General features: G+C 57.3%; 16 protein-coding genes. 11 read left to right on the forward strand and 5 right to left on the reverse strand.

Annotated features, from left to right (window positions below; genetic code table 11):
• Positions 1-60: 60 nt before the first annotated feature.
• Positions 61-588, reverse strand: coding sequence for an inorganic diphosphatase (gene ppa, locus FFB58_RS13160; RefSeq protein ID WP_032616230.1), 528 nt, complete (start codon positions 586-588; stop codon positions 61-63).
• A gap of 309 nt (positions 589-897) precedes the next feature.
• Here ppa and ytfQ point away from each other — a divergent pair, with 309 nt between their 5' ends.
• From ytfQ to FFB58_RS13185, 5 genes are all read left to right on the forward strand, one after another.
• The gene (ytfQ, locus tag FFB58_RS13165) at positions 898-1854 is read left to right on the forward strand and encodes a galactofuranose ABC transporter substrate-binding protein YtfQ (protein ID WP_032616231.1); all 957 of its coding nucleotides are present in this window, start codon (positions 898-900) and stop codon (positions 1852-1854) included.
• A 130-nt stretch (positions 1855-1984) separates the two neighbouring features.
• Positions 1985-3487, forward strand: coding sequence for a galactofuranose ABC transporter, ATP-binding protein YtfR (gene ytfR, locus FFB58_RS13170; RefSeq protein ID WP_138370104.1), 1503 nt, complete (start codon positions 1985-1987; stop codon positions 3485-3487).
• A 10-nt stretch (positions 3488-3497) separates the two neighbouring features.
• Positions 3498-4523, forward strand: a complete 1026-nt coding sequence (gene ytfT, locus FFB58_RS13175; protein ID WP_138370105.1) for a galactofuranose ABC transporter, ATP-binding protein YtfT — start codon at positions 3498-3500, stop codon at positions 4521-4523.
• Positions 4510-5511: a galactofuranose ABC transporter, permease protein YjfF gene (gene yjfF, locus FFB58_RS13180; RefSeq protein ID WP_138370106.1), complete on the forward strand. Its 1002-nt coding sequence runs from the start codon at positions 4510-4512 to the stop codon at positions 5509-5511. Before ytfT ends, yjfF begins: the two co-directional genes overlap by 14 nt.
• 93 nt (positions 5512-5604) lie before the next feature.
• Positions 5605-7173, forward strand: a complete 1569-nt coding sequence (locus FFB58_RS13185) for a methyl-accepting chemotaxis protein (RefSeq protein ID WP_138370107.1) — start codon at positions 5605-5607, stop codon at positions 7171-7173.
• On the opposite strand, the gene FFB58_RS13190 is transcribed toward FFB58_RS13185, so the two are convergent.
• Positions 7148-7501 carry a LysR family transcriptional regulator gene (locus tag FFB58_RS13190; RefSeq protein ID WP_039030618.1) on the reverse strand — a complete coding sequence of 118 codons (354 nt, stop codon included), beginning with the start codon at positions 7499-7501 and terminating at the stop codon, positions 7148-7150. The two genes, FFB58_RS13185 and FFB58_RS13190, sit on opposite strands and share 26 nt — an antisense overlap.
• A 150-nt stretch (positions 7502-7651) precedes the next feature.
• The gene (gene fbp / locus FFB58_RS13195; protein WP_039030617.1) at positions 7652-8650 is read right to left on the reverse strand and encodes a class 1 fructose-bisphosphatase; all 999 of its coding nucleotides are present in this window, start codon (positions 8648-8650) and stop codon (positions 7652-7654) included.
• Positions 8651-8829: 179 nt separating this feature from the next.
• Here fbp and mpl point away from each other — a divergent pair, with 179 nt between their 5' ends.
• Complete coding sequence (gene mpl, locus FFB58_RS13200; protein ID WP_039030616.1) at positions 8830-10203, forward strand: UDP-N-acetylmuramate:L-alanyl-gamma-D-glutamyl-meso-diaminopimelate ligase; 1374 nt, start codon at positions 8830-8832, stop codon at positions 10201-10203.
• A 105-nt stretch (positions 10204-10308) separates the two neighbouring features.
• Here the strand turns inward: mpl and yjgA are convergent, their stop codons facing one another.
• Positions 10309-10860: a ribosome biogenesis factor YjgA gene (gene yjgA, locus FFB58_RS13205; protein WP_138370108.1), complete on the reverse strand. Its 552-nt coding sequence runs from the start codon at positions 10858-10860 to the stop codon at positions 10309-10311.
• Positions 10861-10955: 95 nt separating this feature from the next.
• Between yjgA and pmbA the strand changes: the two genes are divergently transcribed.
• Entirely contained in the window at positions 10956-12308 is a 1353-nt protein-coding gene (gene pmbA, locus FFB58_RS13210) for a metalloprotease PmbA (protein WP_138370109.1), read from the forward strand.
• A 54-nt stretch (positions 12309-12362) separates the two neighbouring features.
• On the forward strand, positions 12363-12746 hold the full coding sequence (cybC, locus tag FFB58_RS13215) for a cytochrome b562 (RefSeq protein WP_039030613.1): 384 nt from the start codon (positions 12363-12365) through the stop codon (positions 12744-12746).
• Positions 12747-12814: 68 nt separating this feature from the next.
• On the opposite strand, the gene FFB58_RS13220 is transcribed toward cybC, so the two are convergent.
• Positions 12815-12970, reverse strand: coding sequence for a Hok/Gef family protein (locus FFB58_RS13220; RefSeq protein ID WP_039030612.1), 156 nt, complete (start codon positions 12968-12970; stop codon positions 12815-12817).
• A 419-nt stretch (positions 12971-13389) separates the two neighbouring features.
• On the opposite strand from FFB58_RS13220, the gene FFB58_RS13225 reads away from it, so the two are divergent.
• From FFB58_RS13225 to FFB58_RS13235, 3 genes are read left to right on the forward strand one after another with little or no spacing between them, the layout of a single operon-like run.
• Positions 13390-13728, forward strand: a complete 339-nt coding sequence (locus FFB58_RS13225; protein ID WP_039030611.1) for a glycine dehydrogenase — start codon at positions 13390-13392, stop codon at positions 13726-13728.
• Between the two features lie 10 nt (positions 13729-13738).
• Positions 13739-14101, forward strand: a complete 363-nt coding sequence (locus FFB58_RS13230) for an SFCGS family glycine-rich protein (RefSeq protein WP_032616243.1) — start codon at positions 13739-13741, stop codon at positions 14099-14101.
• A 2-nt stretch (positions 14102-14103) separates the two neighbouring features.
• The gene (locus FFB58_RS13235) at positions 14104-14403 is read left to right on the forward strand and encodes a DUF4312 family protein (RefSeq protein WP_039030610.1); all 300 of its coding nucleotides are present in this window, start codon (positions 14104-14106) and stop codon (positions 14401-14403) included.
• Positions 14404-14409 lie beyond the last annotated feature (6 nt).

Genomic DNA, 14409 nt, shown 5'->3' on the forward strand with positions numbered 1-14409 from the left:
CGGCAACCGACGGGCACAAAAAAGCCCCGGCTCGCGGGGCTTTATTAGCAGCAGTAAGAATTACTTCTTAGCGCGCTCGAAGGAGGCAATGATTTCAGCTTTAGCCGCTTCTGCATTGTCCCAGCCTTCCACTTTCACCCATTTGCCTTTCTCGAGATCTTTATAGTGCTCGAAGAAGTGGGCGATCTGCGCTTTCAGCAGTTCTGGCAGGTCGTTCACATCTTTGATGTGATCGTACTCTTTGCTCAGCTTGGTGTGCGGTACCGCAACCAGTTTCGCATCTTCACCGGCTTCGTCGGTCATTTTCAGCACGCCAACTGGACGGCAGCGAATGACGGAGCCCGGCTGCAGTGGGTACGGCGTTGGGACCAGAACGTCTACCGGGTCACCGTCCAGAGACAGGGTGTGGTTGATGTAACCGTAGTTGCACGGATAGAACATCGCGGTAGACATGAAACGGTCAACGAACAGTGCGCCGGTGTCTTTGTCGATTTCGTATTTGATAGGATCAGCGTTCGCCGGGATTTCGATAACTACGTAGATGTCTTCCGGCAGTTCTTTACCCGCTGGGACGTTGAGTAAGCTCATGTCTGTGTCCTTTAAAATGATTGGTAATCAAGTGGCGAGTATTATAGCCAACTGGCGCGGAATGTCTCCGCCTGTTTTCGCCATTCCTTTCACCTGAAGGCCACTATCAGCCCATTCTCATGACAAGATAATCCATAAACTCAGCCGCTTTTTTCATGGGTGAGTGAAAGCGATTACAAACTTGTGATTAACGTTTTATTCACTTTTCCGAAGTGTGATGTAACACACTCCGTTACATCTCGCATTGTCTATAGTTTGGTCGCAGAACATCTTTTACCCAACAATAAACTACCCTACGAGGACGCACTTATGTGGAAGCGCTTACTTCTTGTCACAGCAGTTTCGGCAGCCATGTCGTCTATGGCGATGGCCGCCCCTTTAACCGTAGGATTTGCGCAGGTCGGCTCAGAGTCCGGCTGGCGCGCCGCTGAGACCAACGTCGCGAAGAGCGAGGCCGAAAAACGCGGTATCACGCTGAAAATCGCCGATGGTCAGCAAAAACAGGAAAACCAGATCAAAGCGGTACGCTCTTTTATCGCCCAGGGCGTTGACGCCATCTTCATTGCCCCGGTTGTGGCGACAGGCTGGGAACCCGTTCTGAAAGAAGCGAAAGATGCGGAAATTCCGGTCTTCCTGCTCGATCGTTCCATCGATGTAAAAGACAAATCTCTCTATATGACCACCGTCACCGCCGACAACGTGCTGGAAGGCAAATTGATAGGTGAGTGGCTGGTGAAACAGGTGGATGGCAAGCCGTGTAACGTGGTTGAGCTGCAGGGCACCGTCGGCGCCAGCGTGGCTATCGACCGTAAGAAAGGCTTTGCCGACGCCATCTCCAAAGCGTCAAACATCAAAATCATCCGCTCCCAGTCCGGCGACTTTACCCGCAGTAAAGGTAAAGAGGTTATGGAAAGCTTTATCAAAGCTGAGAACAACGGCAAGAACATCTGCATGGTTTACGCCCATAACGACGACATGGTGATCGGTGCCATCCAGGCCATTAAAGAAGCGGGCCTGAAGCCGGGTACCGACATCCTGACCGGCTCCATCGACGGTGTTCCGGATATCTATAAAGCGATGATCGACAAAGAGGCCAACGCCAGCGTTGAGCTGACGCCAAACATGGCAGGCCCGGCCTTCGACGCGCTGGAGAAATTCAAGAAAGACGGCACCATGCCGGAGAAAGTCACCATCACCAAATCCACGCTCTATCTGCCTGATACCGCTAAAGAAGAGTTAGAGAAAAAGAAAAATATGGGCTACTGATCCCTTGCCCCTCACCCCGCCCTCTCCCCAGAGGGGAGAGGAAGAAAGGCAGGGCGGAGCTGGAAATTAACAATTGGCACGATCAATCCCCTCTCCCCTCCGGGGAGAGGGTTAGGGTGAGGGGGAAATCATGACCACCAACCAACACCAGGAAATCCTCCGCACAGAAGGATTGAGCAAGTACTTTCCCGGCGTAAAAGCGCTGGATAGCGTCGATTTCAGTCTGCGCCGTGGCGAGATCATGGCCCTGCTGGGAGAGAACGGCGCCGGGAAATCGACCCTGATTAAAGCCCTGACCGGCGTGTATCACGCCGATCGCGGCACTATCTGGCTGGAAGGGAACGCTATATCGCCAAGAAATACCGCCCATGCCCAGCAGCTGGGGATCGGGACGGTCTACCAGGAAGTGAACCTGCTGCCGAACATGTCGGTAGCGGATAACCTGTTTATCGGCCGCGAGCCGCGACGTTTTGGCTTTTTGCGCCGCAAAGAGATGGAAGCCCGCGCCACCAGGCTGATGGAGTCTTACGGCTTCTCCCTCGACGTACGCGAGCCGCTGAACCGTTTTTCGGTAGCGATGCAGCAGATCGTCGCCATCTGCCGCGCCATCGATCTCTCCGCCAAAGTGCTGATCCTCGATGAACCCACCGCCAGCCTGGATACCCAGGAGGTGGAGATGCTTTTCACCCTGATGCGCCAGCTGCGCGACCAGGGGGTAAGCCTGATTTTCGTCACTCATTTCCTCGATCAGGTGTATGAGGTGAGCGACCGCATTACCGTCCTGCGTAACGGCAGTTTTGTCGGCTGCCGCGAAACCCGCGAGCTGCCGCAGATCGAGCTGGTCAAAATGATGCTCGGCCGCGAGCTGGAGACCAACGCCTTGCAACGTGCGGGCCGCACGCTGCTCAGCGAGAAACCTATTGCGGCGTTCAAGGATTACGGCAGGAAGGGCACCATCGCGCCCTTTGACCTTGAGGTGCGTCCGGGCGAGATTGTCGGTCTGGCGGGTCTGTTAGGCTCAGGCCGTACCGAAACGGCGGAGGTGATCTTCGGGATCAAACCTGCCGACAGCGGCACGGCGATGATCAAAGGCAAACCCCAGGCGCTGCGCTCTCCGCATCAGGCCTCCAGCCTTGGGATCGGCTTCTGCCCGGAAGACCGTAAAACCGACGGTATTATTGCCGCCGCCTCGGTGCGCGAGAACATTATTCTGGCCCTGCAGGCCCAACGCGGCTGGCTGAGGCCCATTCCGCGTAAAGAGCAACACGCCATTGCCGAGCGCTTCATTCGCCAGCTCGGTATCCGAACCCCGAGCGCGGAACAGCCCATTGAGTTCCTCTCCGGCGGTAACCAGCAGAAGGTGCTGCTGTCGCGCTGGCTGCTGACCAAACCGCAGTTCCTGATCCTTGACGAGCCGACCCGCGGTATCGACGTGGGGGCGCACGCGGAAATTATTCGCCTGATCGAAACCCTCTGCGCCGACGGTCTGGCGCTGCTGGTCATCTCCTCGGAGCTGGAGGAGCTGGTGGGGTATGCCGATCGGGTGATCATCATGCGCGACCGTCAACAGGTGGCCGAGATCCCGCTGGACGCGCTCTCCGTTCCGGCCATCATGAACGCCATTGCGGCATAAGGAGTAGATCGTGATGCCACGTTCACTTTCTCAAACCGGCGAGCCGAAGCGCCGCTTCAGCTGGCCCACCGGCACGCCGCAAATCATTGCCCTGGTGCTGGTATTGCTGGTGGATAGCCTCGTTTCGCCGCATTTTTATCAGATTATCCTCCAGGATGGCCGCCTGTTCGGCAGTCCGATTGATATCTTAAACCGCGCCGCACCGGTGGCTCTGCTGGCAATCGGCATGACGCTGGTGATTGCCACCGGCGGTATCGACCTGTCGGTGGGGGCGGTGATGGCCATTGCGGGCGCGACGGCGGCGTCGATGACCGTGGCCGGACACAGCCTGCCGGTGGTGCTGCTGGTAACCCTCGGTACCGGGGTGCTGGCGGGACTATGGAACGGCATCCTGGTGGCGATCCTCAAGATACAGCCCTTCGTTGCGACCCTGATTTTAATGGTTGCCGGACGCGGGGTGGCGCAGCTGATCACCTCCGGGCAGATCGTCACCTTTAACGCCCCTAATCTGGCGTGGATCGGCAGCGGCTCGCTGCTGTTCTTCCCGACGCCGGTAATTATCGTGGTGGTCACCCTGATCGCCTTCTGGCTCTTTACCCGCAAAACCGCCCTCGGGATGTTTATCGAAGCGGTGGGGATCAACATTCGCGCCGCGAAAAACGCCGGGGTCAGCACCCGCCTGATGGTGATGCTGACCTACGTCTTAAGCGGGGTGTGCGCCGCCATTGCCGGGGTGATTGTCGCGGCCGATATTCGCGGGGCGGATGCCAATAACGCCGGTCTGTGGCTGGAGCTGGACGCGATCCTCGCGGTGGTGATTGGCGGCGGCTCGCTGATGGGCGGGCGCTTCAACCTGCTGCTGTCGGTGGTGGGGGCGCTGATTATCCAGGGGATGAACACCGGTATTCTGCTGTCTGGCTTCCCGCCGGAACTCAACCAGGTGGTGAAAGCGGTGGTGGTGCTCTGCGTGCTCATCGTGCAGTCGCCGCGCTTTATCAGTCTCATTAAGGGGATGCGTGGTCATGATAAAACGTAATTTACCGCTCATGATAACCCTGGGCGTGTTTGTGCTGGGGTATCTCTACTGTCTGACGCAGTTCCCCGGCTTTGCCTCAACGCGGGTGATCTGCAACATCCTGACCGACAACGCCTTTCTGGGGATCATCGCCGTCGGCATGACCTTCGTGATCCTCTCCGGCGGGATCGACCTCTCCGTCGGGTCGGTCATCGCCTTTACCGGCGTCTTTCTGGCAAAAGCGATTGGTTACTGGGGGATCTCCCCGCTGCTGGCCTTCCCGCTGGTGCTGGCGATGGGCTGCGCCTTTGGTGCCTTTATGGGGCTGCTGATCGACGCCCTGAAAATTCCGGCATTCATTATCACCCTCGCCGGGATGTTCTTCCTGCGCGGCGTCAGCTATCTGGTGTCGGAGGAGTCGATCCCGATTAACCATCCGGTGTACGACACCCTCTCCAGCCTGGCGTGGAAAATCCCCGGCGGCGGCCGTCTGAGTATTCTCGGTTTGGTGATGCTGGGCGTGGTGGTGATCGGTATTTTCCTCGCTCACCGCACCCGCTTCGGCAACGAAGTGTATGCCATCGGCGGCAACGCCACCTCGGCGAACCTGATGGGGATCTCCACCCGCAGCACCACCATCCGGATCTACATGCTCTCTACCGGGCTGGCGACGCTGGCGGGGATTGTCTTCTCCATCTATACCCAGGCGGGCTACGCCCTCGCAGGGGTTGGCGTGGAGCTGGACGCAATTGCCTCGGTGGTGATTGGCGGCACGCTGCTCAGCGGCGGGGTCGGCACGGTGCTGGGCACGCTGTTCGGGGTGGCGATCCAGGGGCTGATCCAGACCTATATCAACTTCGACGGCACGCTCAGCTCGTGGTGGACCAAGATTGCGATTGGCATTCTGCTGTTCATCTTTATCGCCCTGCAGCGCGGCCTGACCGTACTCTGGGAGAACCGCCAGAGCTCGCCTGTCACCCGGGTGAGTACCACATCAAGCAAGGGATAACTCCCTGAATTTGCGTAAAGTCTAAATCTTTTCCGGTAGCGGCCGATAACCCTTAATTCTGTCCAGATTTATCTCGCTACCGGAAATTACATCATGCTTAAAACGCTATCGATTCGTACCGGCTTGCTTTCATTACTGGCCGTCATGACCCTCCTGCTGCTGCTCGTCAGCGGTATTGGCATTTATGCCCTCACGCAGAGTTCCTCCTCCCTGCAGCGCATTAATCACCTCCAGGGTGAACAGCTGGTGCAGCTCAATTCGGGCTACACCCTGATTTTGCGCGCGCGCAACGAGGCGGGGCAGGCCGTCCGCATGATGGAGGTGGGCCTGCTGGATGATGCCGCCAAATCGGTGAAGAACATCAATGACGAAATCAAACAGGCGCAAGCCACGCTGAAAAGCGTGATCGATGGCGGCGTGAACGATCCCGAAGGGGAGCAGTTGCTGAAGAAGGTGGCGGAGAGCCTGGCGGCATACAACGCCCAGGGGATTGTGCCGATGCAGAACGCCCTGAATGCGCAGAATGCGGATGACTATTACGATCTGCTGGAGAACCGTCTGGTGCCGGTGGCGCGTCAGTTTGACAACGACATGCAGGCCTTCCAGATCTGGAGCGACGCCCGGGGCAAAGCCGAAGTCGCCGCGGTGCAGGCGAGTAAAGACCGGGTGATGATGCTGATTATCGTCGCCGCGCTGCTGACCGCCGGCATTATCGTGCTGGCCTGGCTGGCGCTGCGCCATATGCTGCTCAAGCCACTCTCTGCCTCAATCGCCCAGCTTGAACACGTGGCCGCCGGGGATCTGACCCACGCCCTGACCCGCCCCGCCAGCCAGGAGTTTAACCGCCTCAATGCCGCCATCGAGAAGATGCGCCAGTCGCTGATGGGCTCGGTGCTGCGGGTGCGCGACGCCAGCTCGCAAATCGACACCGGCAGCCGGGAGCTGACCGCAGGCAACATGCACCTTGCCCAGCGGACCGAATCCACCGCCACTTCCCTTGAGCAGACTGCCGCCAGCATGGAAGAGCTCACCGCCACGGTGAAACAGAACGCCCACAACGCCGAGCAGGCGCATCAGGTGGCGAAGACGATGTCCGATACTGCCGACCGCGGCAGCGAAATGGTGTGCTACGTGATTGAGAAGATGCGCGACATCTCCGGCAGCGCCGACCGCATCGCCGACATTCTCAGCGTCATTGACGGCATTGCCTTCCAGACCAATATTCTGGCGCTGAACGCCTCGGTCGAGGCCGCCCGCGCGGGTGAGCAGGGGCGCGGTTTTGCGGTCGTCGCCGGGGAAGTGCGTATCCTCGCCAGCCGCAGCGCCGATGCGGCAAAAGAGATCCGCACCCTGATTAGCGATTCACAGGCACACGTCAGCGAAGGCAGCGAGCTGGCCCAGCAGGCGGGTGAAACGATGGACGAGATCGCGACCGAGGTGATGCGCATGACCCGCCTGATGCGTGAGATCGCCAACGCGTCGCACGAACAGAGTCGCGGTATTGAGCAGGTGAATATCGCGGTCAATCAGATGGATGAAACCGCGCAGCAAAACGCGGCGCTGGTCCAGCAATCGTCGGCCGCGACGCGCTCGCTGGAAGAACAATCCCGCGAGCTCATCGAGGCGATGTCATCGTTTAAGCTGTCGTTACAGCAGGCGTAGCCTTATCACGTTCCGGCGCCGCTGGCGTCGGGACGCTCTCCGCGTTCTCCGGTGTGCTGGCGATATGATCGTGAATTGAAGCCAGCAGCTTTTCCATCTCGGCGGTGAGCTTCAGCGCGTGTGGCGTTGGCTCCAGGAACAGCCCCTTGCGGGTAAACAGCGGCTCATTAAACAGCATACCAAAGCGTTTCAGCGCCAGGCTCACGGCGGGCCTGGACATATCAAGACGTAAAGAGGCTTTGGCCATGCTCCCGCATCTGACGACTTCAATAAATACCGGAATAAGATTGAGATCGATTCCAGTGGATGAGCGAGAGTAGTTTTTCATTTCTGCTGATTCCCGTTGAACACTATTTGAACGCCGTAATGATGACGGATAGCGCCGGAGGGTTACAGCAGCATTTTTATATAGTGTTATACCGACACAGGTATAAATCTTTGGAAAAACAAAAGGGCCTGGCGGCCCTTTTGGTCAAACTCAGGCGTCCGGGTATTCGCGGATCAAACGTTCGACGTCTTCAACCATATGATCGTTGCCGACGAAGAACGAGCGGCGCTGGTGCAGGCTTTCAGGAATGATATCCATAATCCGCTCTTTGCCGTCGCTGGCTTTACCACCCGCCTGCTCGGCGAGGAAGGCCATCGGGTTGCACTCGTACAGCAGGCGCAGCTTGCCTTCCGGGTGGCTGGCGGTGCTTGGGTAGAGGTAGATACCGCCCTTCAGCAGGTTGCGGTGGAAATCCGCCACCAGGGAGCCGATATAGCGCGAGGTATAAGGGCGCTGGGTGGCTTTATCCTCTTCCTGGCAGAATTTAATGTACTTCTTCACGCCCGACGGGAATTTAATGTAGTTCCCTTCGTTGATGGAGTAAGTGCTGCCTTTCTGCGGATAGCGCATGCGCTCCTGGCACAGGCAGAACACGCCCAGCGACGGATCGTAGGTAAAGGCGTGCACGCCGCAGCCGGTGGTGTAGACCAGCATGGTGGAGGAGCCGTAAACCACATAGCCCGCAGCAACCTGCTTGTTGCCCGGCTGCAGGAAATCTTCTTCGGTTACCGGCGTGCCGACAGGGGTAACGCGACGGTAAATGGAGAAGATCGTGCCGACAGAGACGTTAACGTCGATGTTGGAGGAGCCATCCAGCGGATCCATCAGTACGACATACTTCGCGTGTTCACACCCTTCAAAGACGACGATTTCATCTTCTTCTTCCGAGGCGATCCCCGCAACGATGTCGCGTGCGCGCAGTGCAGCTTTCAGTTTTTCGTTCGCGAACAGATCGAGTTTCTGTTGAACTTCGCCCTGCACGTTCTCAGCACCGCTGGCACCCAGGATATCGACCAGACCGGCCTTGTTGATATCGCGATGGATGATCTTGGCGCCCAGCTTTATTGCCGACAACAAAGCAGTGAGCTCACCGGTAGCATGCGAGAACTCGTGCTGCTTTTCGACAATAAATTCACCTAACGTTTTCATAACACTTTCCCTGCATTGGATGTTGAGTAAAGTTGTTGATGCCCAACAATCTTAACAAACTTTCAAATAGTGTCGCAGAGGTGAATCGCGCCAGCTTGCTACAGATTTTCCTGAAATGCGTTTCTCTGCTGCTGACATATGCGTAAAATGTGCGCCACATTGAAGAAGGATAGTGACGTATGCGCATTCATATATTGGGGATTTGTGGCACTTTCATGGGCGGCCTGGCTATGCTGGCGCGCGCTCTTGGCCATGAGGTGACAGGTTCGGACGCCAATGTGTATCCGCCGATGAGCACGCTGCTGGAAAACCAGGGCATCGATTTGATTCAGGGTTACGACGCCAGCCAGCTGGAGCCGCAGCCGGATCTGGTGATCATCGGTAACGCCATGACCCGTGGTAATCCCTGCGTAGAAGCCGTGCTGGAAAGGAATATTCCCTACATGTCAGGCCCGCAGTGGCTGCATGATTTTGTCCTGCGCGATCGCTGGGTTGTTGCTGTTGCGGGGACGCACGGTAAAACCACCACCGCCGGAATGGCGACCTGGATCCTCGAAGCCTGTGGCTACAAGCCGGGCTTTGTGATCGGCGGCGTACCGGGTAATTTCGACGTCTCTGCCCGCCTGGGCGAGAGCCCGTTCTTTGTCATTGAAGCAGACGAATACGACTGCGCGTTCTTTGATAAACGCTCCAAATTTGTCCACTACTGCCCGCGCACGCTGATCCTCAACAACCTTGAGTTCGATCACGCGGACATTTTTGACGACCTGAAAGCGATCCAGAAACAGTTCCACCACCTGGTGCGCATCGTGCCGGGTCAGGGGCGGATCATCCTGCCGGAAAACGACATCAACCTGAAGCAGACCATGGCGATGGGTTGCTGGAGCGAGCAGGAACTGGTGGGCGAGCAGGGCCACTGGCAGGCGAAAAAGCTGACCAACGATGCCTCCCAGTGGGAAGTGCTGCTGGATGGCGAAAAGGTCGGGGAAGTGAACTGGGCGCTGGTGGGCGAACACAACATGCATAACGGCCTGATGGCGATTGCCGCTGCCCGTCATGTGGGCGTGCTGCCTGCCGATGCGGCCAATGCGCTGGGCTCCTTTATCAACGCCCGTCGCCGTCTTGAGCTGCGCGGCGAAGCTAATGGCGTCACGGTGTATGACGATTTTGCCCATCACCCGACCGCGATCCTGGCGACCCTGGCTGCCCTGCGCGGCAAAGTGGGCGGCACGGCACGCATCCTGGCCGTACTGGAACCGCGCTCAAACACCATGAAAATGGGCGTCTGCAAAGACGATCTGGCGCCTTCTCTGGGCCGTGCGGATGAGGTCTTCCTCCTGCAGCCGCAGCACATTCCGTGGCAGGTGGCGGAAGTGGCCGAAGCCTGCGTCCAGCCAGCGCACTGGAGCGCCGATGTGGATACCTTAGCGGAGATGGTGGTGAAGACCGCGCAGCCGGGCGATCACATTCTGGTGATGAGCAACGGCGGGTTTGGTGGGATCCATCAGAAGCTGCTGGACGGTCTGGCGAAGAAAGCACAGGCCGCAGAGTAATAAAAAAGCCCGGTGGCGCTAGCGCTTACCGGGCCTACATTTCGCACGACCTTGTAGGCCGGATAAGGCGTTTACGCCGCCATCCGGCAAACAACGGGCAGGGGATTAACCTTCCGCTTCCGCCAGCTCGCGCAGATACTGGAAAATCAGACGCGCAGATTTCGGCGGCTTGTTTCCCTCTTTCTCTTTCTTCGCGTTGCGGATAAGCGTTCGCAGCTGCTGGCGGTCGGCGTCCGGCCACAGATTCAGCACTTCTGCCAGGGCATCATCACCATTATCAATAAGGCGATCGCGGATCTGCTCCAGCTTATGGAACAGCGCAACCTGCTGGTTGTGGCGGTTTTTCAGCTTATCCAGCGCCTGGCGGATCGGATCCACATCGCGCTGACGCAGCAATTTACCAATCAACTGAAGCTGGCGACGGCGGCCCTCTTTCTTGATGCGTTGTGCCAGTTCGATGGCGGCACGCAGATCGGGATCGAGCGGGATTTTGTCCAGCGCGTTTTTACCCAGCTCTACCATTTCCGCACCAAGCTGTTTTAACTCTTCGGCGTCGCGTTTAATTTCACTTTTACTGACCCAGATGATCTCATCATCTTCGTCTTCGATGTCATCACCGGGAACGTCGTCGAGCCAGTCTTCGGGCTGCTTAGTCATGTCAGGCTCCTTAAAAAAAGAGGCTAATGTTACCAGTTTAGACGCGTACTGAGAAACGGTTCTCTGTTAGACTTCAGCTAACTACACCTTACATTATGGCATTTACGATGAAAGTGATCTCACAAGTTGCAGCGCAGCGTAAAGCACTGGAAGAGGCCGTCTCCATGGCCCTGGAGCTGGCGTCAGCGAAATCCGACGGGGCAGAAGTCGCCGTCAGCAAGACCACCGGCCTGAGCGTCAGCACCCGCTATGGTGAAGTGGAAACCGTTGAATTTAATAGCGATGGCGCGTTAGGGATTACTGTTTATCACCAGAACCGTAAAGGCAGCGCCTCCTCGACCGACTTAAGTCCGGACGCTATTGCCCGCACCGTGCAGGCGGCGCTGGATATCGCCAGCTACACCTCCCCAGACCCTTACGCTGGCGTCGCGGACAAAGAATTGCTGGCTTTCGAGGCCCCGGATCTGGATCTGTTCCACCCGGCGGAAGTGACCCCGGACGAAGCCATTGAGTTTGCGGCCCGCGCGGAACAGGCCTCCCTTAACGCCGATAAGCGCATCACCAACACCGAAGGCGGCAGCTTTAATAGCCACTACGGCATCAAAGTCTTCGGCAACAGCCACGGCATGCTGCAGGGCTACAGCTCAACCCGTCACTCGCTCTCCAGCTGCGTGATTGCGGAAGAGAACGGCGACATGGAGCGCGACTACGCCTACACCATTGGCCGCGCGATGGGCGATCTGCAGTCGCCTGAGTGGGTTGGGATGGAGTGCGCAAAACGCACATTATCCCGCCTCGCTCCGCGAAAACTGTCTACCATGAAAGCACCGGTGATCTTCGCCAATGAAGTGGCGACCGGGCTGTTCGGACATCTGGTGGGTGCCATTGCGGGTGGAGCGGTGTACCGTAAATCTACCTTCCTCCTCGATGCGCTGGGCACGCAGATCCTGCCGGAGTGGCTGACCATTGAAGAGCATCCGCACCTGCTGAAAGGGCTGGCCTCCACGCCGTTCGACAGCGAAGGCGTGCGCACGGAACGTCGCGATATCATCAAAGACGGCATCCTGACTCAGTGGCTGCTGACCAGCTACTCCGCGCGCAAACTGGGGCTTAAGAGCACCGGCCATGCGGGCGGGATCCACAACTGGCGCATTCCGGGCCGTGGCCTGGGCTTTGAGCAGATGCTTAAAGAGATGGGCACCGGGCTGGTGGTGACCGAGTTGATGGGCCAGGGCGTCAGCGGCGTGACCGGCGACTACTCGCGCGGGGCGTCTGGCTTCTGGGTGGAAAACGGTGAGATTCAGTATCCGGTGAGCGAAATTACCATTGCCGGTAACTTAAAGGATATGTGGCGCAATATCGTGACCGTGGGCAACGATATCGAGACGCGCAGTAATATTCAGTGCGGATCCGTACTGTTACCGGAGATGAAGATCGCCGGTCAGTAACATTCAAGCGCACTCCGGTGCGCTTTTTTTTGATAATAAAAAAGGAAGTGAGCAATGCGTAAAACCCTGTTAGCTATCCTCGCAGCGTCATCGCTGGTAATGAGTACGTCGGTCTTTGCCGACCTGGAAGACAATATGGACACCCTCAGCGAAAACCTGAAGGTGGTGCAAAAAACCGATAATGCCGGAGAGATGAAAGAGGCGTTAACCAAAATGCGTACCGCGGCGGTGGATGCGCAGAAAGAGACCCCGCCGAAGCTGGAAGGCAAAGCGGAAGACAGCCCGGAGATGAAAGATTTCCGCCACGGCCTTGAGACGCTGGTCGGCCAGATCGACGGCGCGCTGAAGCTGGCGAACGAAGGAAAAGTGAAAGAGGCCCAGGCGGCAGCCGACGGGTTTGTCACCACGCGCAATACCTATCACAAAAAATACCGTTAATGGGTGCCTGAGCCTTACGCCCTGTCCCCGTGTGCGGAGGCGCACTAAACGCCTCCGCCTGTTTGCTCCTACGATCCGGAGCGACACTCCATTTGCGCAATCACTTCAAGCGAACCGTTTCGAAAACGGATCTCGCACAGCGTTTTCCGCGTCACCAGAGTTAAGATGATTATCGTCAAAGAAATAATCATCAAAACCCCGATACTGGGATCTCTGCGTTTCATGGATGCCTCCTTGCTTTAAAAGCGGGCGAGGTAGCGAACTCCACGTGGTTGGACGTGTCGTTTCGAGCCCCCGCCCTGATTTTTAGTCAGGCGGGGCTTTCCACTTTCCGTCCCATGCAAGAGACGGTCAGTCTCAAGCACCCACGGCCACTCTACCCAATCCGCATAAGAAAACCTTATCCAGCTCACATTTCTACGAGTCTGCTCGTAAACTTTTTCACTTCCAGACCGCCGTATTCGCCGTTCAGATGCGTGATATTCGTCACGTAAATCCAGTTCAAAATCATTATTCAGAGCAATTATGTGGCACAGATCACTGGTGCCGCTCTCCTTTCCACTTCGAAGTGGAAAACAACTCGCTACAAACCCATAACAGCCGGCGTTAGTTTTATCCCAGAGCCAATAACGGGGTAAGACGAGTGATTAACGGAACGGTAATAAACGACACTGGAGACCAGGCGGCACAAACTGAACAGCTCGCCGACAGCATGCTCAGGCAGACTTTCGCGCTGCTTAGTCATCACAACATTATCCCCAATGCCGTTCAGGAGCAGATGCTGACCTCCCACGTTCGCGCCATGGCGCACCGGTCAGTTACCGGCGAACCCTTGCCGGAGGTCGAAGCTGACCTGTTTGACGAAATTTCACCAGAATCCATGCGGCTTGCCCGTGAAGTGGTCGCGCAGTTTGGCAATCTTCCTGATGAAGAGGCCTGGCTGCTCTCCGTTCACTTCGAAGTCGCAAAAGACAACCTTTAAGGAGCACATCATGGAACAAATTACAGTTGTCATCGGCGATCGCCTGGGCAAAGGCCAGAAGGTTGCAGCAGGGGTTGAAAAAGCAGGTGGCCGCGCGGTCGTGGTGCCTGGCATGGCGGCGGATATGAAGCTCGGCGACGTGATGAAAGCGGAAAACGCCACCTTCGGCATCTCCTTCTGCGGCAGCGGCGGCGCGGGTGCTATCACCGCCCAGACCAAATATGGCTACAAAGCGAAGTACGGCATGCGTTCGGTGGAAGAGGGCGTGACCGCCATCAACGAAGGCTGCAACGTGCTGGGCTTTGGCTTTATGGATAAAGAAGAGCTGGGCGAGCGTCTGGTTCAGGCGTGGCAGAAGAAGCACGGCGCATAAGCATGAAAGAACAGTTCACCACCACGGTGAGAGTGAAAGGCAAAGGTGACGTCAAAGCGCGCGCCTTTGCCGACGCGCTGAACCACGTTCAGGCCGCGGTGATGAAAGCATCGCCGCATATCTTACTGCGTATTGAGCCACAGGATGTGCAGGTTGTTCAGGCGCAAGAAGCGGTGCGTAAAGAGGCGTTTCTGTTCTTCTTTTTGCGCCGGGAAAGACGCACCTACAGCGTGGAGCTGGACGTGACCGTCAACGTGACTGCCATCAATCTCGACCAGGTGGACTTTGTCACGCAACGCTGATTCTTA

It is taken from the genome of Enterobacter sp. MF024 (assembly GCF_005843915.1).
Lineage (GTDB): Bacteria > Pseudomonadota > Gammaproteobacteria > Enterobacterales > Enterobacteriaceae > Enterobacter > Enterobacter barmai.

What these genes read in the sequence shown, in the direction of transcription:
- ppa (WP_032616230.1), bottom strand. Translation starts at nt 588, where the DNA reads ATGAGCTTACTCAACGTCCCAGCGGGTAAAGAACTGCCGGAAGACATC.
- ytfQ (WP_032616231.1), top strand. Translation starts at nt 898, where the DNA reads ATGTGGAAGCGCTTACTTCTTGTCACAGCAGTTTCGGCAGCCATGTCG.
- ytfR (WP_138370104.1), top strand. Translation starts at nt 1,985, where the DNA reads ATGACCACCAACCAACACCAGGAAATCCTCCGCACAGAAGGATTGAGC.
- yjfF (WP_138370106.1), top strand. Translation starts at nt 4,510, where the DNA reads ATGATAAAACGTAATTTACCGCTCATGATAACCCTGGGCGTGTTTGTG.
- FFB58_RS13185 (WP_138370107.1), top strand. Translation starts at nt 5,605, where the DNA reads ATGCTTAAAACGCTATCGATTCGTACCGGCTTGCTTTCATTACTGGCC.
- FFB58_RS13190 (WP_039030618.1), bottom strand. Translation starts at nt 7,501, where the DNA reads ATGAAAAACTACTCTCGCTCATCCACTGGAATCGATCTCAATCTTATT.
- fbp (WP_039030617.1), bottom strand. Translation starts at nt 8,650, where the DNA reads ATGAAAACGTTAGGTGAATTTATTGTCGAAAAGCAGCACGAGTTCTCG.
- mpl (WP_039030616.1), top strand. Translation starts at nt 8,830, where the DNA reads ATGCGCATTCATATATTGGGGATTTGTGGCACTTTCATGGGCGGCCTG.
- yjgA (WP_138370108.1), bottom strand. Translation starts at nt 10,860, where the DNA reads ATGACTAAGCAGCCCGAAGACTGGCTCGACGACGTTCCCGGTGATGAC.
- pmbA (WP_138370109.1), top strand. Translation starts at nt 10,956, where the DNA reads ATGGCATTTACGATGAAAGTGATCTCACAAGTTGCAGCGCAGCGTAAA.
- cybC (WP_039030613.1), top strand. Translation starts at nt 12,363, where the DNA reads ATGCGTAAAACCCTGTTAGCTATCCTCGCAGCGTCATCGCTGGTAATG.
- FFB58_RS13220 (WP_039030612.1), bottom strand. Translation starts at nt 12,970, where the DNA reads ATGAAACGCAGAGATCCCAGTATCGGGGTTTTGATGATTATTTCTTTG.
- FFB58_RS13230 (WP_032616243.1), top strand. Translation starts at nt 13,739, where the DNA reads ATGGAACAAATTACAGTTGTCATCGGCGATCGCCTGGGCAAAGGCCAG.
- FFB58_RS13235 (WP_039030610.1), top strand. Translation starts at nt 14,104, where the DNA reads ATGAAAGAACAGTTCACCACCACGGTGAGAGTGAAAGGCAAAGGTGAC.